Below are 18,388 nucleotides of genomic sequence, written 5' to 3' on the forward strand. Positions count from 1 at the left end.
GCGCCCGTAGTGCACGCGGGCGCTACCTTTGCCGGCTACTTGTTGCTGAAGCGCAGGGTGAGCGCCTCGGCCACGGCCGGGTGGACGAACTTGGTGATGTCTCCACCCAGGGCCGCAATTTCCCGCACCAGCGTCGACGAAATGAAGGAATAGCGTTCCGAAGGGGTGAGGAACAGGCTTTCCACGTCCGGGGCCAGTTGCCGGTTCATGTTGGCCAGCTGGAACTCGTATTCGAAATCGGACACCGCCCGCAGGCCGCGCAGCAATACGTTGGCGTTCTGCTCCTTGGCAAAGTGCGCGAGCAGGGTCGAGAAGCCCACGACCTCGACGTTCGGCAGGTGCCGCGTCACTTCGCGGGCCAACTCCACCCGTTGCTCGAGGGCGAACAGGGGGTTTTTCTTGGGGCTCGCGGCGACCGCGATGATCACGTGATCGAACAGGCGCGAGGCGCGTTCGACCAGATCACCGTGACCCTTGGTGATAGGGTCGAAGGTACCTGGGTACAACACTCGGTTCATCACGGCGTCCTGGCGGGAATCTGTTGGGGAATGCGATGGTATCGCAGCCGGAGAGGTGGGCCAAGCCTGCATCCATGGCGCAATGCAAGCAGGATCGCCTGTGGCACGCTGTCGCGGTGGTCGGCCGCTCGTTGTACGATGGCCGCCAGCCCCGACGCGCCGCGCGAACGGGTGTGCCGACTGCTACAGTGATTCATGCCGCGATCGATTTTGCCCGAGCTTTTCCAGCTGCGCGCAGGTCCATCATTCATCCCCGCCGGAGTCCTTCATGCCCCTCGCGCAACTGATCAGCCCGCAAGCGCTCGCCGAACATATCGATTCCCCCGGATGGGTCCTGCTCGACTGCCGCTACAGCCTGGAAGACGCCGATTACGGCCAGCGCAGCTATGCCGAGGGCCACATCGCCGGTGCCTGTTTCGCCGACCTGGGCCGTGACCTCAGCGCCCCGGCGGTCAGAGGCGTCACCGGGCGTCATCCGCTGCCCGAGCCTGGACAGTTGCAGGAACGGCTGCAGCGTTGGGGCATAGGTGCAGACAGTCGGGTGGTTCTCTACGATGACGGGCCGGGTGCCTATGCGGCACGTGCGTGGTGGCTGCTGACCTGGCTGGGCAAGCGCGACGGCGTCTTCCTTCTCGACGGCGGGCTGGCGGCGTGGCACGCCGCCGGACTGCCTTTGAGTCTGGATGCGGCGTCCACCGAGCCAGGCGATTTCATTGCAGCGCCCGACGACGAGCGCGTGGTCGATGCGGCCCAGCTGCAGGCGCGCCTGCAAGCGCCCGGGTTGACCTTGCTGGACGCACGCGCATTGCCCAGGTTTCTGGGCGAGGTCGAACCCATCGACCCTGTGGCGGGGCATATTCCCGGCGCACAGTGCGCAGCCTTTACCGAGAACCTGGGGCCCGATGGGCGCTTTCTCCCTGTGCAACAGTTACGTGAGCGGTTCGATGCTCAACTCAAGGGCCGTCCTGTGGAACAGGCCGTGGCCTACTGCGGCTCGGGCGTCACCGCCTGCCACAACCTGTTCGCCATGGCCCTGGCGGGCTACCCGTTGGCGACGCTGTATCCAGGCTCCTGGAGCGACTGGATCACCGACCCGCAGCGGCCCGTGCAGAAGGGGCCATGAACTCGATCCACTGGTTCAGCCACTGCGGTATGCGCCGTTCCAGGTAATAGCCGGGCTGGCGCAGGCTGCCATCGACGAAGCCGACGTGTCCGCCCCGCGCATGCAGCTCGAACTCGATGCAGGGCGACATTTCTTCGGCGGTGGGCAGGCTGTGGGCAAACACGAACGGATCGTCCTTGGCCTGGATGATCAGCGTGGGTTTGGCGACGCCGCCCAGGTAGTAGCGACTCGACGAGCGGCGATAGTAGTCCTGGGCATCCTTGAAGCCGTGCAGCGGAGCCGTGACCTGCCCGTCGAAATCCCAGAAGGTCCTGATGCCCTGCAGCGAGCCCAGCGCTTCGAGCGCGGCCAGTCCCTCGTGCTGCCCCTCGTGCTGGAAGCGGCTGCGCTTGTCGGTCAGGTAGCCGAGCATGGCGCGCATGAAATGCGCCTGGTACACCCTGGAAAACCCCTGGGTCATGCGGTCGGCACACTGGTCCAGGCGAAACGGCACCGATACCGCCACCGCGGCCTGCAATGGGCTGTTCGCTCCGCTTTCACCCAGGTGCTTGAGCAGGATGTTGCCACCCAGTGAATAACCGACGGCGTAAAGCGGCGCCAGGGGTCGTTGCCTGCCCAGGTGGTCGAGTACGTGCAGCAAGTCTTCGCTGGCGCCGGAATGGTAGCTGCGCGCCAACAGGTTGGGCTCGCCGGAGCAGCCGCGCCAGTTGACGGCCACGCTTGCGCAACCGTGCAGCCCCAACTGCCGTTGCAGGCCGGCGACGTAGGGCGAGTTGGATGATCCGGTCAGGCCGTGCAATACCAGCACCAGTGGCGCATGGGGTGCGTGTGGGCCGTGCCAATCGAGGTCGACGAAGTCGCCGTCCGCCAGCCACAGGCGTTCGCGCTCGCGCGCCAGTGCCGGTTGCTTGCGCCACAAAGGGCCCCATAGCGTCTGTAGATGCGGGTTGCCCAGCCCAAGGGCCGGACGGAAGCTGGGGTATGCTGGGTTCAACGTGGCTGCCTTGGCAAGCCTGTGTCAGCCACGCTGCCACAGGGAGTAGTAAACCTGTCCGGCTTTCTTCTCGCGGTGCAGGCGCCATGTTGCCGGCATCTGCAGCGCAGAGGGCGGTGCTTCGCTTTCCGTGTAGATCCAGGCCCGCGCGGCCAGCCAGCCTTTGTCTTCAAGCAGTGTGCAGGTGGCTGGCAGCAGGTTCTGGTGGAACGGGGGGTCGAGGAACACCAGGTCGAATGCGCTTGGAGTCTGGGTTTCCAGGTACTTGAGCGCATCGCTTTGCAGCAGTTGGCCGACGGCACACCCGAGCAGGTCGAGATTGTGCCGAAGGCTGGAAATGGCACTGGCATTGGCATCCAGTGCCAGTGCCATGCTGGCGCCGCGCGACAGCGCTTCGAGGTACAGCGCGCCGCTGCCGGTGAAGGCATCCAGCACCTTGGCACCTTCGATGTGCGCTGCCAGCCAGTTGAACAGTGTTTCACGCACCCGATCCGGGGTAGGGCGCAGACCAGGCGCTTCCGGGAAGCTCAGTTTGCGGCTGCGCCACTGGCCGCCAATGATGCGCAGGTGGCCTTGGCCACCATGGGGTTGCTTGGTTTTGACGCTGGCCATCAGTGCTCCGGTACGCCGAGCGGTTGCTCATTGGGTGTGTCCGTAGGGGCCGGCAACGGTTGCTGCGCAACCTTGGGGCCAGCCGTGACGATCACCAGTTTATCGGCATCCAGATGTTTGTTCATCGCAGCTTTCACCTGCTCCACGGTCAGCGCCTGGGATTGCTGCAGGAAGTCTTCCATCCAGGTCAGCGGCATGTCGTAGAAGCCGGTGGCGCCCAGTTGCGCGACGATGCTCGCGTTGCTGGCATTGGACAGCGGGAAGCTGCCGGCTTGTTCGCGTTTGGCGTTGTCCAGCTCTTCCTGGGTGGGGCCGGTCTTGAGGTAATCGCGCAGGATGTCCTGCACCAGCTTCAAGGTGCCGTCGCCGAGCTCGGCACGGGTCTGCAGGTTGATCAGAAACGGACCGCGCACCTGCATCGGCGTGAAGCCCGAGTACACCCCATAGGTCAGCCCGCGTTTTTCCCGGACCTCGCTCATCAGGCGGGTACCGAAGGAACCGCCGCCCAGGATCTGGTTGCCCATGGACAGCGCGGCGAAATCCGGGTCCTTGCGGTCGATGCCCAGCTGCGCGATGAACATCTGCGTCTGCTTGGACGGGAAGTCGATATGGGTCACACCGGCTGCGGGCGCAACCGGTTGCGCCGGCTTGGCCAGCGCAGGGCCCTTGGGCAGGGCGCTGGATACCTGTGCGGCGATCTGCTCGGCTTCGCCGCGCGACAGGTCGCCGACGATGGCGATCACCGCGTTGCCTGCAGCATAGGCACGTTGATGGAAGGCCCGCAGCTGCTCGATGCTCAGACGCGGCAGGCTCTTGGCGTCGCCCTCGCTGGGGTGTGCATACGGATGGCTGCCATACAGCTGCGTGAACAGCTCGTTGCTGGCCAGCTTGGCAGGGTTCTGCTTCTGGAATTCGAAGCTGGCGAGCAGTTGGTTCTTGATGCGTACCAGGGCGTCTGCCGGGAAGGTCGGTTTGCCGACGACATCGGCGAACAGCTTGAGGGCAGGGGTGCGCTTGTCGGTATCGCTGAGGCTGCGCAGTGACGCGACGGCCATGTCGCGATAGGCACCGTTGGAAAAGTCCGCGCCCAGGCCTTCGAAGCCTTGGGCGATGGCGCTGACGTCCTTGCCGGCCACGCCTTCGTTGAGCATGGCATTGGTCAGCACGGCGATGCCGGGATGGTTCTGATCCTGGCTGCTGCCGGCGGCGAAGGTAAGCCGCAGGTCGAACATCGGCAGCTCGTGGGCCTCGACGAACAGGACCTTGGCACCTTCGGCGGTTTTCCAGCTTTGAATGTCGAGGCGGCGATGGCTGGGTGCGGTGTTGCCCAGCTCGCTCACCGATTGCAGGCCGCGCGCGGGTTGGCCAGCGCCGGTGGCGTCCGCAGCCTGGACGGCGAAAGTGGCCAGGCAACCGGCAAGCACCAGAAAAGTCGAGCCAACCAGGAAACGACGGGGGGTGGTGGGCTCACTCATGAGCGGCTTCCTCTGGCAGAACGTGGGCGATACTCAAGCGATCGCGGGTGAAATAGGTGCGTGCGGCGCTCTGGATGTCCTGCGGCGTCACGCTCTTGAGGTCTTCGAGTTCGCTGTCCATGAGTTTCCACGACAACCCCACGGTTTCGAGCATGCCGATGGTGGTGGCCTGGCTGCTGATGGAGTCGCGGCTGTAGACCAGGTCGGCGATGACCTGAGCGCGCACGCGCTCCAGCTCGTCGGCCGAGGGCGGCGTGGTCTTGAGCTCGTCGAGCAGTTTCCAGAGGCCTTTCTCGACATCGGCGAGGGTTTTTTTCTTCTGCGCATTGGGCGTCGCGGAAATGAAGAACAGACTGTCGCCGCGGGTGAAGGCATCGTACCGGGCGCCGCCGCTGGAGATCAGTTCCTCGCCGCGTTCGAGGCGTGTGGCCATGCGCGCGCTGTAGCCGCCGTCGAGCAGTGCGGAAATCAGCCGCAGGGCCTGGACGTCGCGCGGCTTGTCGGCAGTGGCCAGGGCCGGGACGTTGAAGCCGTACAGCAGGCTCGGCAGTTGAGTGCGTACGTGCAATGTGGCCAGGCGCTGGCCGGGGTTGGCCAGTTCCAGCGGGATCTTCGCCGGTGGGGTGGGGCGTCGGGCGATGTTGCCGAAGAAACGTTGGGCCAGGGCCTTGACCTCGTCTGGCTTGACGTCGCCTACCACCACCAGGGTGGCGTTGTTGGGCACGTACCAGGCCTGGTACCAATGGCGCAGCTCTTCGACCTTCATGCGTTCCAGGTCGGCCATCCAGCCGATGGTGGGCGTGTGGTAGCCACTGGCCGGGAAGGCCATGGCCTTGAAGATCTCGTACGCCTTGGCGCTGGGCTTGTCGTCCGTGCGCAGGCGGCGTTCTTCCTTGATGACTTCGATTTCCCGAGCGAATTCTTCGGCGGGCAGGCTGAGGCTGGCCATGCGGTCGGCTTCGAGGTCGAACGCCACGGCCAGGCGGTCCTTGGCCAGCACTTCGTAATAGGCGGTGTAGTCGTCGCTGGTGAAGGCGTTTTCTTCGGCGCCGAGGTCGCGCAGGATGCGCGAGCCTTCGCCGGGGCCCAGTTTGTCGGTGCCCTTGAACATCATGTGTTCAAGGGCGTGAGACAGGCCGGTCTGGCCGGGGGTTTCGTAGCTGGAGCCGACCTTGTACCAGATCTGGGAAACCACCACCGGGGCGCGGTGATCCTCTCGCACGACGACCTTGAGGCCGTTGTCCAGGGTGAATTCGTGCGTGGGCTGTGTATCGGCGGCAAAAGCTGCCAAAGGCAGGCTGAGCGTGCAGAGCAGCAGGCCTGCGGCGCGGCGGGCGAGGACATTCATGGGATTCAGAACCTTGAGAGCTGCCCGCGTGGCCTTAGCGTCTACGGGCGAGGAGGTGCTAGGATACTGATCCGGTTCGCTGGGGGCCATGCCTGGAAGGCATGAACCTGCCCGGGCAACTCGACAAAATGTTGCGCGTGAACGAGCCGGCGTAAAAGCAGTCTGTGTTGCGTCTTCGAATTTTTTCCGACTCGCCGCCTGGCGCGTCGCTACCTTGAGATAGCCGTCTTCCATGTTTGGTTCCAACGACGACAAAAAGACCCCGGCCCCGGCCGGTGAAAAGAAAGGCCTGTTCGGATGGCTGCGCAAGAAGCCGCAGACACCTGTCGCCGAACAGCCGCCAACCCCTGCCGCCCAGGATCTGCCTGCAGCAGCCGACGCCGCCGCTGCCGAGGCGATCCCGCAGGCTTCCGTGGAAGCTGCAGTGGCGCTCGCACCGGAGCCGGTTCTGGCGCCGCAGGCCGAGCCCGCTGCCGCACCGGTCGAGCAGCCTGCCCCGCACGGCCTGGTGCTCCCGGTTCCCGAGGAGCCCGTGGCGCTGGTCGAGGACGATGCCCCGCAAACGCCGCCGGTCATCGCTCCGCGGCCGGAAGCGCCGGCCCCGGTGGCCGTCGAGCCTGCTCATGTTCCTGTTTCGCCACCAGCGCCGGCAGCGCCCGGCGCGCCAGCCCCGGTACCTGCGCCACCGCTGCCCGTACCCGTGGCAACCGTCGCTGCGCCCCGTGTCGAAGCGCCGACGCCTGCGGTTGCTGCCGCGCAACCTCCAGGGCAGACCAAGACCGGCTTCTTCGCCCGCCTCAAGCAGGGCCTGGCCAAGACCAGCGCCAGCCTTGGCGAAGGCATGGCCAGCCTGTTTCTGGGCAACAAGATCATTGATGACGACCTGCTCGAAGAGCTGGAAACCCGCCTGCTGACCGCCGATGTCGGCGTCGAGGCCACGTCGGTGATCATCCAGAGCCTGACCCGCAGGGTGGCACGCAAGGAACTGACCGATGCCGCCGCCTTGTACAAGGCTTTGCAAAGCGAGCTGACCGCCCTGCTGCGGCCGGTCGAGCAGCCGTTGGTGATCAGGGCCGAGCACCAGCCGTTCGTGATTCTGGTGGTGGGCGTCAACGGCGCCGGCAAGACCACCACCATCGGCAAGCTGGCCAAGAAGCTGCAGCTCGAAGGCAAGAAGGTCATGCTGGCGGCGGGTGACACGTTCCGTGCCGCAGCCGTCGAGCAGTTGCAGGTGTGGGGCGAGCGCAACAATATCCCGGTCATCGCCCAGCACACCGGTGCCGATTCCGCCTCGGTGATCTTCGACGCCGTGCAGGCCGCCAAGTCGCGCGGCATCGATGTCCTGATCGCCGACACTGCAGGTCGTCTGCACACCAAGGACAACCTGATGGAAGAGCTGAAGAAGGTCCGTCGGGTGATGGGCAAGCTCGACGAGCAGGCGCCGCACGAAGTGCTGCTGGTGCTCGATGCCGGTACCGGGCAGAACGCGATCAACCAGGCCAAGCAGTTCAACCAGACCGTGGCCCTGACCGGCCTGGCCCTGACCAAGCTCGACGGCACCGCCAAGGGCGGGGTGATCTTCGCGCTGGCCAAGCAGTTCGGCCTGCCCATTCGCTACATCGGCGTGGGCGAGGGCATCGACGACCTGCGTACCTTCGAGGCAGAACCCTTCGTCCAGGCCTTGTTCGCCGAGCGGGAGCCTTCATGATTCGATTCGAACAGGTTGCCAAGCGCTACCCCAACGGCCATGTCGGTCTGCATGAACTGAGCTTTCGGGTGCGGCGTGGCGAATTCCTGTTCGTTACCGGTCATTCGGGCGCGGGCAAAAGTACCTTGCTGCGCCTGCTGCTGGCGATGGAACGGCCCACCAGCGGCAAGCTGCTGCTGGCCGGCCAGGACCTGGGGCAGATCACCAATGCGCAGATCCCGTTCCTGCGCCGCCAGATCGGCGTGGTGTTCCAGAATCACCAACTGCTGTTCGACCGTACGGTGTTCAACAACATCGCCTTGCCGCTGCAGATTCTCGGCTTGAGCAAGCCGGAAATCGCCAAGAAGGTCGATTCGGCGCTCGAGCGCGTGGCATTGGCGGACAAGGCCGACCTGTACCCCGGCGACTTGTCGACGGGCCAGCAACAGCGCGTGGGCATTGCCCGGGCCATCGTCCATCAGCCAGCCTTGCTGCTCGCCGATGAACCCACCGGCAACCTCGACCCGCGTCTGGCGGCCGAGATCATGGGGGTCTTCGAAGACATCAACCGGCTAGGCACCAGCGTGCTGATTGCCAGCCACGATCTGGCGCTGATCGCGCGCATGCGCCACCGCATGCTGACGCTGCAGCGCGGGCGCCTGATCGGTGACGGAGAGGCAGGACAATGAGTGCGACACGCAGTCCCAAGGTCGCGGACCGGGTAGCGCCCAAGGGCGGCGAGCCCACACCGCAGAAGCCGAAGAAACGCCAGCGTGACGAAGACGACGGGCCGCCGTTCAGCAGCTTGCTGCGCGCCTGGGTCGAAAGCCATCGCGCCAGTTGGGTCGACAGCCTGCGCCGTCTGGGCAAGCAGCCGATCGGCAGCTTCTTTACCTGCCTGGTCATGGCCGTGGCCTTGAGCTTGCCCATGGGCCTGTCCCTGCTGCTCAAGAACGTCGAGCGGCTGGGCGGTTCGTGGCAGCGCGCGGCGCAAATTTCGCTGTACCTGGAACTCGATGCCGGCGAGCGCGAGGGCCAGGCCCTGGTGACGCAGATCAAGGGGCTGTCGGGCGTGGCGCAGGCCGAGTTCATCAGTCGCGAGCAGGCGCTGGGCGAGTTTCAGCAGCAGTCCGGGCTGGGCGAGGCGCTCAAGGAGCTGCCCGAGAACCCACTGCCCGGTGTAGTGGTGGTCACCCCGCTGGAAATCGACAAGGCCGCCCTGGAAACCCTGCGCCAGCAACTCGCCGAACTGCCCAAGGTGCAGCAGGCGCAGCTGGACCTGGTATGGGTGGAGCGCCTGGCGGCGATTCTCAAGCTGGGCGACCGGTTCGTGTTCGGCCTGACCCTGCTGCTGGTGTCGGCGTTGCTGCTGGTGATCGGCAACACCATTCGTCTGCACATCGAGAACCGGCGCATCGAAATCGAGGTCATCAAACTGGTAGGGGGCACGGACAGCTACGTGCGTCGACCTTTCCTGTACATGGGTGCGCTGTACGGCTTCGGTGCAGGCATTTTTGCATGGGGCATCCTGGCCTTCGGCCTGGATTGGCTCAACGATGCGGTCACCGGGCTTTCCGGCCTGTACGGCAGCGACTTCGCCCTGGGTGGGGTTCCCGTCGCCGACGGCTTGTCGCTCTTGCTAGGCGCGGTATTGTTAGGGTATATCGGTGCATGGATTGCGGTCTGGCGGCACCTGCGCGAACTGGCGCCGCGTTAGCCTGCAACAGATATGTGTGCTGTGTGAACGTGTATTCAAGTTAACTTTATTGTCATTGACCGTTAAAGCGTCATAGGGAACTTGTCCACTGGTTTCCGGTCAATTTTTCGCAGTGCCCACGGGCACGAGTCATGTGAGTCGGAGGTTTTTTCGTATGACCACTTCTTTGCAACCTGCTTATGCGCTGGTGCCGGGTGCGAACCTGGAAGCCTATGTGCACACGGTGAACAGCATTCCCTTGCTGACACCTGAGCAGGAGCGTGAACTGGCCGAGAGTCTCTACTATGAGCAGGATCTTGGAGCGGCTCGGCAGATGGTGCTCGCTCACCTGCGTTTCGTCGTGCACATTGCGCGCAGCTATTCGGGCTACGGCCTGGCTCAAGCCGACCTTATCCAGGAAGGCAACGTTGGCCTGATGAAGGCCGTGAAGCGTTTCAACCCGGAAATGGGCGTGCGCCTGGTGTCGTTCGCCGTGCACTGGATCAAGGCTGAAATTCACGAGTTCATTCTGCGCAACTGGCGCATCGTCAAGGTGGCGACCACCAAGGCGCAGCGCAAGCTGTTCTTCAATCTGCGCAGCCAGAAGAAGCGTCTGGCCTGGCTGAACAACGAGGAAGTGCACCGCGTGGCCGAAAGCCTCGGTGTGGAGCCGCGTGAAGTCCGCGAGATGGAAAGCCGCCTGACCGGCCATGACATGGCCTTCGATCCGGCTGCCGAAGCAGACGACGACAGTGCGTTCCAGTCCCCGGCGAACTACTTGGAAGACCATCGCTACGACCCGGCGCGCCAACTGGAAGACGCCGATTGGAGCGACAACTCCAACACCAACTTGCACGAAGCCCTGCAGGTGCTGGACGATCGCAGCCGTGACATCCTCTACCAGCGCTGGTTGGCCGAGGAAAAGGCGACGCTGCACGAGCTGGCCGAGAAGTACAACGTGTCGGCCGAGCGCATTCGTCAGCTGGAAAAGAGTGCGATGAACAAGCTGAAGGTTTCGATCGCGGCTTGATGTGATGTGTTGAATTGAAAAGCCCCGACTGGTTTGGGGCTTTTTGTTGCCTGGCAGGAAGTCTTTGCGGGAGAGGGCTTGCCGCACTCTCACACAGACGTGGCCTAATCCGCCCAGGGCGCCGGGCGCGGCATGTTCAGGCGCAGCAGATAGTCATGCCCGCCGAGTTGGCCCATTTGCTGGCGGATCCAGCCCGCGCGGCGAGCCACGTAAGGGCTGGGCCGGCTGGCGCTCCAGTTGCGCGGGTTGGGCAGCACGGCGGCCAGCAGGCTGGCTTGCTGGCGGGACAGTTGAGCCGCGCCAACGCCGAAATGGTGCCGCGCGGCCGCCTCGGCGCCGAACACCCCGTCATCCCATTCCGCACTGTTGAGGTACACCTCGAGGATGCGCTGCTTGGACCAGAACATCTCGATCAGACCGGTGAACCACGCCTCCAGGCCTTTGCGCAACCAGCTGCGGCCCGACCATAGAAAGACGTTCTTCGCCACCTGCTGGCTCAGAGTGCTGGCACCGCGCAGCGAGCCACCTTCTTCGTTGTGCGCAAACGCTGCACGAATGGCGGCGATGTCGAAGCCCCAATGCTCGGCGAAACGTTGATCTTCGCCGGCGATCACCGCCACCTTGAGATCGTCGGCGATGTTCGCCCAGGGTTGCCAATCGCGCTGCAGGTCGATCGGCTGGCCGTCGATCAAGGATTCGATCTTGCGTTCGGCCATGAGCATGGTGCCCGGCGGTGGAATGAAGCGAAAGATCACCACCACGGCCACGCTTGCGGCGACGAACCAGAGCAGGGTCTTGCACAGACGGCGGAAGAAGGATTGCAGCATGAAGGGCTTGGCCTGGCCGAGTGAGCGGGCCATTATACAGACCCTGCAGTGCAACACGGCTTTATGAGGACACACCTGGATGCTGCGTACGTTCATGATGCTGGCTGCGTTCTTCGGCTTTACCGGTGTGGCGCTCGGCGCCTTCGCCGCCCACGGTTTGAAGAACCGCCTGAGCGCCGAGTATCTGGCCATTTTCCAGACCGGCGTCAGCTACCAACTTATCCACACATTGGCGTTGTTCGGGGTCGCGCTGCTCAGCGTCCATGTGCCAGGGCGCCTGGTGGGCTGGGCGGGCGCGCTGTTCTGTCTGGGTATCGTGTTGTTCTCGGGCAGCCTGTATCTGTTGACCCTGACCGGCGTCAGCAAGCTGGGTATCGTGACCCCGTTCGGCGGCCTGGCCTTGCTCGCCGGTTGGCTGTGCCTGGGTATGGTCGCCTGGCGCCTGGGCTGATCGCGCGGGTGGTCGGCTTGGCCTTGGGAATCCTCGGCGATCGGGCTAGAATGGCGACCCCCAAAAAATGATGGCTGCCGACCGCATGCGCATTCAATTGAACGGCGACCCTTTCGAACTTCCCGACGGCGAAACCGTTGCCGGGCTGCTGGTCCGTCTCGAGCTGGTCGGCCGCCGCGTGGCCGTCGAGCTGAACCAGGACATCGTCCCGCGCAGCCAGCACGGCGACACCGTACTGGGCGAGGGTGACCAGATCGAAGTGGTTCACGCCATCGGCGGCGGCTGATCGAGTCGCCGGCACCTTCCACGTTCGTATCTTTACCTCAGCAGAGGAATTCCGATGAGCAATGCTCGCATTGACAAGCCATTCACCCTGGCCGGTCGCACCTTCGAGTCGCGCCTTCTGGTCGGCACCGGCAAGTACCGCGACCTCGAGCAGACGCGCCTGGCCATCGAGGCTTCGGGCGCCCAGATCGTCACGGTCGCCGTGCGCCGTACCAATATCGGCCAGAACCCCGGCGAGCCGAACCTGCTCGACGTGCTGCCGCCGGATCGCTACACCATTCTGCCCAACACCGCCGGTTGCTACGACGCCGTGGAGGCGGTGCGCACCTGTCGCCTGGCCCGCGAGCTGCTCGATGGCCACAACCTGGTCAAGCTGGAAGTGCTGGCCGACCAGAAGACCCTGTTTCCCAACGTGATCGAAACCCTCAAGGCCGCCGAAGTGCTGGTCAAGGACGGTTTCGACGTGATGGTCTACACCAGCGATGACCCGATCATCGCTCGCCAGTTGGCCGAGATCGGCTGCATCGCAGTCATGCCGCTGGCTGGCTTGATCGGCACTGGCCTGGGTATCTGCAACCCGTACAACCTGCAGATCATCCTGGAAGAAGCCAAGGTCCCGGTACTGGTCGATGCCGGCGTGGGTACCGCGTCCGACGCCACCATAGCCATGGAACTGGGCTGTGAAGCGGTGCTGATGAACTCGGCCATCGCCCACGCGCAGGATCCGATCATGATGGGCGCGGCCATGAAGCACGCCATCATTGCCGGGCGCATGGCCTATCTGGCCGGGCGCATGCCGAAAAAACTCTATGCCAGCGCCTCTTCGCCGCTGGATGGCCTGATCAAGTAAGAGCCCCCGATGACTGACTCGCAAGAAACGCCAACGTCCAACGAAGGCGAACCGCGCCAGCACCGCGCTATCAAGAGCTTCGTGATGCGCGCCGGACGCATGACCGAAGGTCAGCAGCGTGGCCTGGACCAGGGCAAGCCGCTGTTCGTGCTGCCACTGACCGATGAACCGGCCGACTTTGACCAGGTGTTCGGCCGCACTGCGCCGCGCACCCTGGAGATCGGCTTCGGCATGGGCCACTCGCTGCTCGAGATGGCAGCGGCCTCGCCGGAGCTGGATTTCATCGGTGTTGAAGTACACCGGCCTGGCGTTGGCGCACTGCTCAACGGCGTGCTGACCCAGGGTTTGAAAAACCTGCGGGTCTACGACTGCGATGCCATCGAAGTGCTCAAGCAGTGCGTTGCCGACAACAGCCTGGATCGCCTGCTGCTGTTTTTCCCGGACCCATGGCACAAGGCGCGCCACCACAAGCGGCGCATCGTCCAGCCGGCGTTCGCCGAACTGGTTCGCAGCAAGCTGAAAGTCGGTGGTGTGCTGCACATGGCGACCGATTGGGAACCCTATGCCGAGTACATGCTGGAAGTCATGAACGTTGCGCCCGGTTACCGCAACCAGGCGGCCGATGGCGGTTGCGTACCGCGTCCGGCCGAGCGGCCGGTGACCAAGTTCGAGCGCCGCGGCGAGCGGCTGGGGCATGGGGTGTGGGATCTGAAGTTCGAGAAGGTCGATTGAGGCTCACGCATCATTTGCGATCAGCGACGATCCCCAGCAGCACCAACACCACCAACAGCACCGGCGCCAGGCTGTAGTTGTTGAACTGGCTCAACCCCTTCAGCACCCAGGGCGTGGCATAGATCAAGGCCGCGCCACTGCCGATCACGCACATCAAGGCGATCAGGGGCACTCGCAGCATGCCCGAGAGCGAGCCCAGGCGGCCCTCGGCCCACGCCTTCACATCGGCGCCGAACAGCACCAGCACACAGCCCACCAAGGCCAGGGAGATCTCCGAAAGGTTGCCTCGGCCCCAGCGGGACACGATGGCGAGCAGATCGAGCACGAAATCCATCAGGACAATCCTTATACCAGGAAGTATTGCAGCAGGTCGTTGAGGAACAACTGCCCGCGGGCAGTGGCGACCAGACGCGTCGGTTCGACCTGTAAAAGGCCCTTTTGTTCGGCGTTGGCGCGTGCCGTCGCCAGTGACTGCAGGGACAGGCCGGTGCGTTGCGCGAACAGCCCGGCGTCGACGCCCTGGGTGAGGCGCAGCGCGTTCATCAGGAACTCGAAGGGCAACTCGTCTGCGGCCAAGGCCTTCTCGCCGGCCTTGAATGGTTTGGCGGGGTTCAGGTAATCCTTGGGCAGGCGGGTTTTCCAGGTACGCACGATGCGTCCATCAGGGTGGCTCAGCTTGCCGTGGGCACCGGCGCCGATGCCGATGAAGTCGCCGAAGCTCCAGTAGTTGAGGTTGTGCCGCGCTGCCTTGCCTGGCCTGGCATAGGCCGACACTTCGTACTGGCCGAAGCCATGCTCGGCCAGCAGGGCCTGACCGGCTTCCTGGATGTCCCAGAGAATATCGTCCTCGGGCAGCACGGGTGGCTGGTTCCAGAACACCGTGTTGGGTTCCAGGGTCAGCTGGTACCAGGACAGGTGCGTGGGCGCCAGGGCAATGGCCTGGCGCAGATCGTCCAGTGCCTCTTCCAGGGACTGATCGGGCAGGCCGTGCATCAGGTCCAGGTTGAAGTTGTCGAAACCGGCGCGGCGCGCCATTTCGGCAGCGCGCAAGGCTTCGTCACCGGTGTGGATGCGGCCCAGCGCCTCGAGCTTCTGCGGCTGGAAGCTCTGGATGCCGATGGACAGGCGGTTGATCCCCAGCTTGCGATAGGCGACGAACTTGTCCTGTTCGAAGGTACCGGGGTTGGCCTCCAGGGTGATCTCGATGTCGGGCGCGAAGGCGATGCGTTGCTCGACGCCGGCCAGCAGTCTGCCCAGGGCGGCCGCGCTGAACAGGCTGGGCGTGCCGCCGCCGAAGAAGATCGAATTCAGCGGGCGTCCGTAGACCGCGGGCAAGTCCTGGTCTAGGTCGGCCAGCAGGGCGTCGACGTATTCTTCTTCAGGCAGAACCGGGCTGGCGGTGTGGGAATTGAAGTCGCAGTACGGGCATTTGCGCACGCACCAGGGGATGTGGATGTACAGCGCCAGGGGTGGCAATTGCGCCAGCGCCTGGTCGGGACGCGGTGCCGGCGGATAAAGCAGTTGGTCGTTCATGCAAGGCTCAGGCGTTGGCGCAGCAAGGCCATGGCACGGGCGCGGTGGCTCAGTTGGTTCTTTTGCGTAGGGTCGAGTTCGGCGCTTGAACAGTTGCGCTCGGGCACCCAGAACAACGGGTCGTAGCCGAATCCGTGGGCACCGCTGGCGGCATGCAGGATGCGGCCGTGCCAGAGCCCTTCGCAGAGGATCGGCAGCGGGTCGTCGGCGTGCCGCACCAGGGCCAGCACACAGACGAACTGCGCACCGCGCGCCTCGTCGGGTACGCCCTGCAAGGCGTCGAGCAGCTTGGCATTGTTGGCGGCATCGCCCTGGCCATCGGCATAGCGCGCCGAATAGATGCCCGGGGCACCGCCGAGGAAGTCCACGGCCAGGCCGGAATCGTCCGCCAGTGCCGGCAGGCCGGACAGGCGCGCAGCGTTGCGTGCCTTGAGGATGGCGTTCTCGACGAACGACAGCCCGGTTTCCTCGGGCTCGACCTGGCTGAATTCGCCGACCGAGCGAAGTTGCACCGCACCTCCGAGCATGGCCTGCAGTTCCTTGAGCTTGCCTGTGTTATGGCTGGCGAGGACGAGTTGGGTGAAATTGATCATGGTTGTGAATGGGTTCCGAAGGGTTCAAAGAGCCAGTTCATGCAGTCTGTCTGATGTATCCAGTCGTCAGCTTCGCGGGCAGAGCCCGCTCCCACAGACCGCGAAAAGCCGTCTACACCGCCACCCGATGCTCCTGCAGCCCGGGGCTGCTGACCCGGTAGATGCCGATCTCGCCCAGAAGGTTGGGCCAGATCTTGCTCGCCCACCCGTGGCGGTGCTGTTGATCCACCGCCAGGCGGTTGAGCACCTGCGCGCGACGCTCGCTGCACAGGGCCTCGAAGTCGGCAAAGGTGCAGAAGTGGATGTTCGGCGTGTTGTACCAGGTATAGGGCAGGAACTCGGACACCGGCATGTGGCCCTTGCTGGCCAGGTACCAACGGCAGCGCCAGTGGCCAAAATTGGGGAAGGTGATGATGCACTGGCGACCGACCCGCAGCATTTCGTCAAGAATGCGGTCAGGGTATTCCACAGCCTGCAGCGCCTGGGTCATGACCACGATGTCGAAGCTGTTGCTGGCGAAATTGCCCAGGCCTTTGTCCAGGTCCTGCTCGATGACGTTGATGCCCTTGCGCACGCATTCGGTGATGTTGTCCGCATCGATTTCCAGGCCGTAGCCGGTGACCTGCTTGTGGTCGCGCAGCCAGGCGAGCAACTCGCCATTGCCACAGCCCAGGTCGAGCACGCGGCTGCCGGCAGGGATCCAGTCCTGGATGATTTCTAGGTCAGCTCTCATGGATGCCTCACAGTGCAATGCGGTTCATGTAGCTGCTGAACGCCTGCAGATACCGTGGAATGGGGATCAGGAAAGCGTCATGCCCCTGCGGCGCGTCGATTTCCAGGTAGCAGACGTCTTTCTTCGCGGCCATCAAGGCGTCGACCAGCTCGCGCGAGCGCGCTGGCGAAAAACGCCAGTCGGTGGTGAACGACATCACGCAGAACTTGGCCTGCACATGGGCGAACGTGGCGGCCAGATCATCGTCGTGAGCTGCGGCGGGGTCGAAGTAGTCCAGCGCCTTGGTCATCAGCAGGTAGGTATTGGCGTCGAAGCGACCGGAGAATTCCTCGCCCTGATAACGCAGGTAGCTTTCCACCTGGAATTCCACGCTGTGGAAATCGTAGTTGAGCTTTTCGCTCTTCAGGCCGCGGCCGAATTTCTCGCCCATCGAATCATCCGACAGGTACGTGATGTGCCCGACCATGCGCGCCAGCATCAGGCCGCGTTTGGGTATCACCCCGCGGGCCTGGAAATCACCGCCATGGAACTCGGGGTCGGACAGGATGGCCTGGCGCGCCACCTCGTTGAAGGCGATGTTCTGTGCGCTGAGCTTGGGCGCCGAAGCGATTGCCAGGCAGTGACGAACGCGCTCGGGGTAGGTGATGGTCCACTGCAAGGCCTGCATGCCGCCCAGGCTGCCTCCAACCACCGCCGCCCACTGGGTGATTCCCAGGGCGTCTGCCAGGCAGGCCTGGCTGTGAACCCAGTCTTCGACGGTCAATACCGGGAAATCGGCGCCGAACGGTTTGCCGGTGTCGGGATCGATGCTGCTGGGCCCGGTGGAACCGTTGCAGCCGCCCAGATTGTTCAGGCTGACCACGAAGAAGCGGTTGGTATCGATGGGCTTGCCGGGACCGATGCAGCTGTCCCACCAACCCGGCTTGCGGTCGTCGGCGGAGTGGTAGCCGGCGGCGTGGTGATGGCCCGACAGCGCGTGGCAGATCAGCACCGCGTTGCTGGCACTGGCGTTGAGCTGGCCGTAGGTCTCGTAGATCAGGTCGTAGGCGGGCAGCGAGCGTCCGCAGGCCAGGGCCAGGGGTTCGCTGAAGTGGGCAATTTGTGGAACGACCAGACCGACGCAATCATCGGGAAAGACAGTGGACATCGACCCTGCTCACGCTTGAATGAGGCGTAAGTCTAAAGAGCGCGGGGCACAGGGGCAAGCAGCGCTTGGCGGGGTTGGAGGCACGCAGGCAGGGAGCGTTTGCCGCGTGCGTGAAAGCCCATCGGGACCTTCACGCAGGCGGCATGCGGCGGTCAGATCAGCAGGCGCAGGATCTGCGGCATGCCGGTGCTCATGGCCAGGTTGTTGATGACCAGCATGTCCAGCAGCTTGAGTACCATGAAGGCCAGGATCGGCGAGATGTCCAGGCCACCCAGGTTGGGCAGGATGCGCCGGAACGGCGCCAGAGCCGGCTCGCAGATCTGGTTGACCAGCTCGGCACCCGGGTTGTGGCTTTGCGGCGCGACCCAGGAAAGGATCACGCTGATGATCATGGCGAAGAAGAAGATCTTCAGGAACAGCGCGGTCACCCCGATGATCGACCACACCAGCAACTGCAAGGGGTTGCCGGTGGTGCCGTAGGCGAGCAGCAAGGTCAGCGCCATGATGATCATCTGGATGACGATGGCCAGCAGCAGCGAGGACATGTCCAGCCCGAACAGGCTGGGGATGATCCGCCGCACCGGCTTGAGCAGCGGCTGCGTGGCGCGCACGATGAACTGGCACAGCGGATTGTAGAAGTCGGCACGCACCAGCTGCAGCACGAAGCGCAGCAGCATGATCAACAGATACAGGCTGCCCAGGGTTTGCACGACATAGATCGCCGCGGTATTGAGACCGTACATGAAAGCTCCTT

At 64.1% G+C, this 18,388-nt stretch carries 21 protein-coding genes; 9 read left to right on the forward strand and 12 right to left on the reverse strand.

Translation table 11 applies throughout. The annotated features are described in order from the left end of the window. Positions 1-35: 35 nt before the first annotated feature. A complete protein-coding gene (coaD, locus tag IFT80_RS10700; protein ID WP_122480527.1) occupies positions 36-518 on the reverse strand; it encodes a pantetheine-phosphate adenylyltransferase in 483 nt (160 codons plus the stop codon). A 268-nt stretch (positions 519-786) separates the two neighbouring features. Between coaD and IFT80_RS10705 the strand changes: the two genes are divergently transcribed. Beyond that, positions 787-1,641, forward strand: a complete 855-nt coding sequence (locus IFT80_RS10705; RefSeq protein ID WP_122480526.1) for a sulfurtransferase — start codon at positions 787-789, stop codon at positions 1,639-1,641. Here the strand turns inward: IFT80_RS10705 and IFT80_RS10710 are convergent. From IFT80_RS10710 to IFT80_RS10725, 4 genes are read right to left on the reverse strand one after another with little or no spacing between them, the layout of a single operon-like run. After that, complete coding sequence (locus tag IFT80_RS10710; protein ID WP_192137542.1) at positions 1,604-2,635, reverse strand: hydrolase; 1,032 nt, start codon at positions 2,633-2,635, stop codon at positions 1,604-1,606. The two genes, IFT80_RS10705 and IFT80_RS10710, sit on opposite strands and share 38 nt — an antisense overlap. Positions 2,636-2,659: 24 nt before the next feature. Next, positions 2,660-3,247 (reverse strand): 16S rRNA (guanine(966)-N(2))-methyltransferase RsmD, encoded by a 588-nt coding sequence (gene rsmD / locus IFT80_RS10715; protein ID WP_192055881.1) that lies wholly within the window; start codon positions 3,245-3,247, stop codon positions 2,660-2,662. Continuing rightward, positions 3,247-4,722: a M16 family metallopeptidase gene (locus IFT80_RS10720; RefSeq protein ID WP_192137543.1), complete on the reverse strand. Its 1,476-nt coding sequence runs from the start codon at positions 4,720-4,722 to the stop codon at positions 3,247-3,249. The genes rsmD and IFT80_RS10720 overlap by 1 nt, the downstream gene beginning before the upstream one ends. After that, positions 4,715-6,070: a M16 family metallopeptidase gene (locus tag IFT80_RS10725; protein WP_192055877.1), complete on the reverse strand. Its 1,356-nt coding sequence runs from the start codon at positions 6,068-6,070 to the stop codon at positions 4,715-4,717. Before IFT80_RS10725 ends, IFT80_RS10720 begins: the two co-directional genes overlap by 8 nt. A gap of 232 nt (positions 6,071-6,302) precedes the next feature. On the opposite strand from IFT80_RS10725, the gene ftsY reads away from it, so the two are divergent. The 4 genes from ftsY to rpoH all read left to right on the forward strand — a co-directional run bounded on the left by ftsY (position 6,303) and on the right by rpoH (position 10,483). Continuing rightward, positions 6,303-7,778: a signal recognition particle-docking protein FtsY gene (gene ftsY / locus IFT80_RS10730; RefSeq protein WP_192137544.1), complete on the forward strand. Its 1,476-nt coding sequence runs from the start codon at positions 6,303-6,305 to the stop codon at positions 7,776-7,778. Then, entirely contained in the window at positions 7,775-8,446 is a 672-nt protein-coding gene (ftsE, locus tag IFT80_RS10735; protein ID WP_122480520.1) for a cell division ATP-binding protein FtsE, read from the forward strand. Before ftsY ends, ftsE begins: the two co-directional genes overlap by 4 nt. Further along, entirely contained in the window at positions 8,443-9,474 is a 1,032-nt protein-coding gene (gene ftsX, locus IFT80_RS10740) for a permease-like cell division protein FtsX (protein WP_122714503.1), read from the forward strand. Before ftsE ends, ftsX begins: the two co-directional genes overlap by 4 nt. Before the next feature lie 154 nt (positions 9,475-9,628). After that, a complete protein-coding gene (rpoH, locus tag IFT80_RS10745; RefSeq protein ID WP_043191535.1) occupies positions 9,629-10,483 on the forward strand; it encodes an RNA polymerase sigma factor RpoH in 855 nt (284 codons plus the stop codon). A 104-nt stretch (positions 10,484-10,587) separates the two neighbouring features. Here the strand turns inward: rpoH and mtgA are convergent, their stop codons facing one another. Continuing rightward, the gene (gene mtgA / locus IFT80_RS10750; RefSeq protein ID WP_122480672.1) at positions 10,588-11,310 is read right to left on the reverse strand and encodes a monofunctional biosynthetic peptidoglycan transglycosylase; all 723 of its coding nucleotides are present in this window, start codon (positions 11,308-11,310) and stop codon (positions 10,588-10,590) included. Between the two features lie 79 nt (positions 11,311-11,389). Between mtgA and IFT80_RS10755 the strand changes: the two genes are divergently transcribed. From IFT80_RS10755 to trmB, 4 genes are all read left to right on the forward strand, one after another. After that, on the forward strand, positions 11,390-11,761 hold the full coding sequence (locus IFT80_RS10755; RefSeq protein WP_122480518.1) for a DUF423 domain-containing protein: 372 nt from the start codon (positions 11,390-11,392) through the stop codon (positions 11,759-11,761). A gap of 70 nt (positions 11,762-11,831) precedes the next feature. Continuing rightward, positions 11,832-12,047: a sulfur carrier protein ThiS gene (gene thiS, locus IFT80_RS10760; RefSeq protein ID WP_342030363.1), complete on the forward strand. Its 216-nt coding sequence runs from the start codon at positions 11,832-11,834 to the stop codon at positions 12,045-12,047. A gap of 54 nt (positions 12,048-12,101) precedes the next feature. After that, complete coding sequence (locus tag IFT80_RS10765) at positions 12,102-12,896, forward strand: thiazole synthase (RefSeq protein ID WP_122480517.1); 795 nt, start codon at positions 12,102-12,104, stop codon at positions 12,894-12,896. A gap of 9 nt (positions 12,897-12,905) precedes the next feature. Beyond that, positions 12,906-13,628 carry a tRNA (guanosine(46)-N7)-methyltransferase TrmB gene (trmB, locus tag IFT80_RS10770; protein ID WP_122480516.1) on the forward strand — a complete coding sequence of 241 codons (723 nt, stop codon included), beginning with the start codon at positions 12,906-12,908 and terminating at the stop codon, positions 13,626-13,628. A 10-nt stretch (positions 13,629-13,638) separates the two neighbouring features. Here trmB and IFT80_RS10775 read toward each other — a convergent pair whose 3' ends face one another. From IFT80_RS10775 to IFT80_RS10800, 6 genes are all read right to left on the reverse strand, one after another. Beyond that, positions 13,639-13,962, reverse strand: a complete 324-nt coding sequence (locus IFT80_RS10775) for a DUF3392 domain-containing protein (RefSeq protein ID WP_192137545.1) — start codon at positions 13,960-13,962, stop codon at positions 13,639-13,641. An 11-nt stretch (positions 13,963-13,973) separates the two neighbouring features. Then, the gene (gene hemW / locus IFT80_RS10780; protein ID WP_192137546.1) at positions 13,974-15,161 is read right to left on the reverse strand and encodes a radical SAM family heme chaperone HemW; all 1,188 of its coding nucleotides are present in this window, start codon (positions 15,159-15,161) and stop codon (positions 13,974-13,976) included. Further along, positions 15,158-15,754: an RdgB/HAM1 family non-canonical purine NTP pyrophosphatase gene (rdgB, locus tag IFT80_RS10785; RefSeq protein WP_192137547.1), complete on the reverse strand. Its 597-nt coding sequence runs from the start codon at positions 15,752-15,754 to the stop codon at positions 15,158-15,160. The genes hemW and rdgB overlap by 4 nt, the downstream gene beginning before the upstream one ends. A 112-nt stretch (positions 15,755-15,866) precedes the next feature. Further along, on the reverse strand, positions 15,867-16,487 hold the full coding sequence (gene metW / locus IFT80_RS10790; RefSeq protein WP_043191520.1) for a methionine biosynthesis protein MetW: 621 nt from the start codon (positions 16,485-16,487) through the stop codon (positions 15,867-15,869). A gap of 7 nt (positions 16,488-16,494) precedes the next feature. Next, on the reverse strand, positions 16,495-17,634 hold the full coding sequence (gene metX / locus IFT80_RS10795; RefSeq protein ID WP_122480513.1) for a homoserine O-succinyltransferase MetX: 1,140 nt from the start codon (positions 17,632-17,634) through the stop codon (positions 16,495-16,497). Positions 17,635-17,786: 152 nt separating this feature from the next. Next, a complete protein-coding gene (locus IFT80_RS10800; protein WP_122480512.1) occupies positions 17,787-18,377 on the reverse strand; it encodes a YggT family protein in 591 nt (196 codons plus the stop codon). Positions 18,378-18,388 lie beyond the last annotated feature (11 nt).

The organism is Pseudomonas sp. CFBP 8771 (genome assembly GCF_014841695.1).
GTDB lineage: Bacteria > Pseudomonadota > Gammaproteobacteria > Pseudomonadales > Pseudomonadaceae > Aquipseudomonas > Aquipseudomonas baltica.

What these genes read in the sequence shown, in the direction of transcription:
- coaD (WP_122480527.1), bottom strand. Translation starts at nt 518, where the DNA reads ATGAACCGAGTGTTGTACCCAGGTACCTTCGACCCTATCACCAAGGGT.
- IFT80_RS10705 (WP_122480526.1), top strand. Translation starts at nt 787, where the DNA reads ATGCCCCTCGCGCAACTGATCAGCCCGCAAGCGCTCGCCGAACATATC.
- rsmD (WP_192055881.1), bottom strand. Translation starts at nt 3,247, where the DNA reads ATGGCCAGCGTCAAAACCAAGCAACCCCATGGTGGCCAAGGCCACCTG.
- IFT80_RS10720 (WP_192137543.1), bottom strand. Translation starts at nt 4,722, where the DNA reads ATGAGTGAGCCCACCACCCCCCGTCGTTTCCTGGTTGGCTCGACTTTT.
- IFT80_RS10725 (WP_192055877.1), bottom strand. Translation starts at nt 6,070, where the DNA reads ATGAATGTCCTCGCCCGCCGCGCCGCAGGCCTGCTGCTCTGCACGCTC.
- ftsY (WP_192137544.1), top strand. Translation starts at nt 6,303, where the DNA reads ATGTTTGGTTCCAACGACGACAAAAAGACCCCGGCCCCGGCCGGTGAA.
- ftsE (WP_122480520.1), top strand. Translation starts at nt 7,775, where the DNA reads ATGATTCGATTCGAACAGGTTGCCAAGCGCTACCCCAACGGCCATGTC.
- ftsX (WP_122714503.1), top strand. Translation starts at nt 8,443, where the DNA reads ATGAGTGCGACACGCAGTCCCAAGGTCGCGGACCGGGTAGCGCCCAAG.
- rpoH (WP_043191535.1), top strand. Translation starts at nt 9,629, where the DNA reads ATGACCACTTCTTTGCAACCTGCTTATGCGCTGGTGCCGGGTGCGAAC.
- mtgA (WP_122480672.1), bottom strand. Translation starts at nt 11,310, where the DNA reads ATGCTGCAATCCTTCTTCCGCCGTCTGTGCAAGACCCTGCTCTGGTTC.
- IFT80_RS10755 (WP_122480518.1), top strand. Translation starts at nt 11,390, where the DNA reads ATGCTGCGTACGTTCATGATGCTGGCTGCGTTCTTCGGCTTTACCGGT.
- thiS (WP_342030363.1), top strand. Translation starts at nt 11,832, where the DNA reads ATGGCTGCCGACCGCATGCGCATTCAATTGAACGGCGACCCTTTCGAA.
- IFT80_RS10765 (WP_122480517.1), top strand. Translation starts at nt 12,102, where the DNA reads ATGAGCAATGCTCGCATTGACAAGCCATTCACCCTGGCCGGTCGCACC.
- trmB (WP_122480516.1), top strand. Translation starts at nt 12,906, where the DNA reads ATGACTGACTCGCAAGAAACGCCAACGTCCAACGAAGGCGAACCGCGC.
- IFT80_RS10775 (WP_192137545.1), bottom strand. Translation starts at nt 13,962, where the DNA reads ATGGATTTCGTGCTCGATCTGCTCGCCATCGTGTCCCGCTGGGGCCGA.
- hemW (WP_192137546.1), bottom strand. Translation starts at nt 15,161, where the DNA reads ATGAACGACCAACTGCTTTATCCGCCGGCACCGCGTCCCGACCAGGCG.
- rdgB (WP_192137547.1), bottom strand. Translation starts at nt 15,754, where the DNA reads ATGATCAATTTCACCCAACTCGTCCTCGCCAGCCATAACACAGGCAAG.
- metW (WP_043191520.1), bottom strand. Translation starts at nt 16,487, where the DNA reads ATGAGAGCTGACCTAGAAATCATCCAGGACTGGATCCCTGCCGGCAGC.
- metX (WP_122480513.1), bottom strand. Translation starts at nt 17,634, where the DNA reads ATGTCCACTGTCTTTCCCGATGATTGCGTCGGTCTGGTCGTTCCACAA.
- IFT80_RS10800 (WP_122480512.1), bottom strand. Translation starts at nt 18,377, where the DNA reads ATGTACGGTCTCAATACCGCGGCGATCTATGTCGTGCAAACCCTGGGC.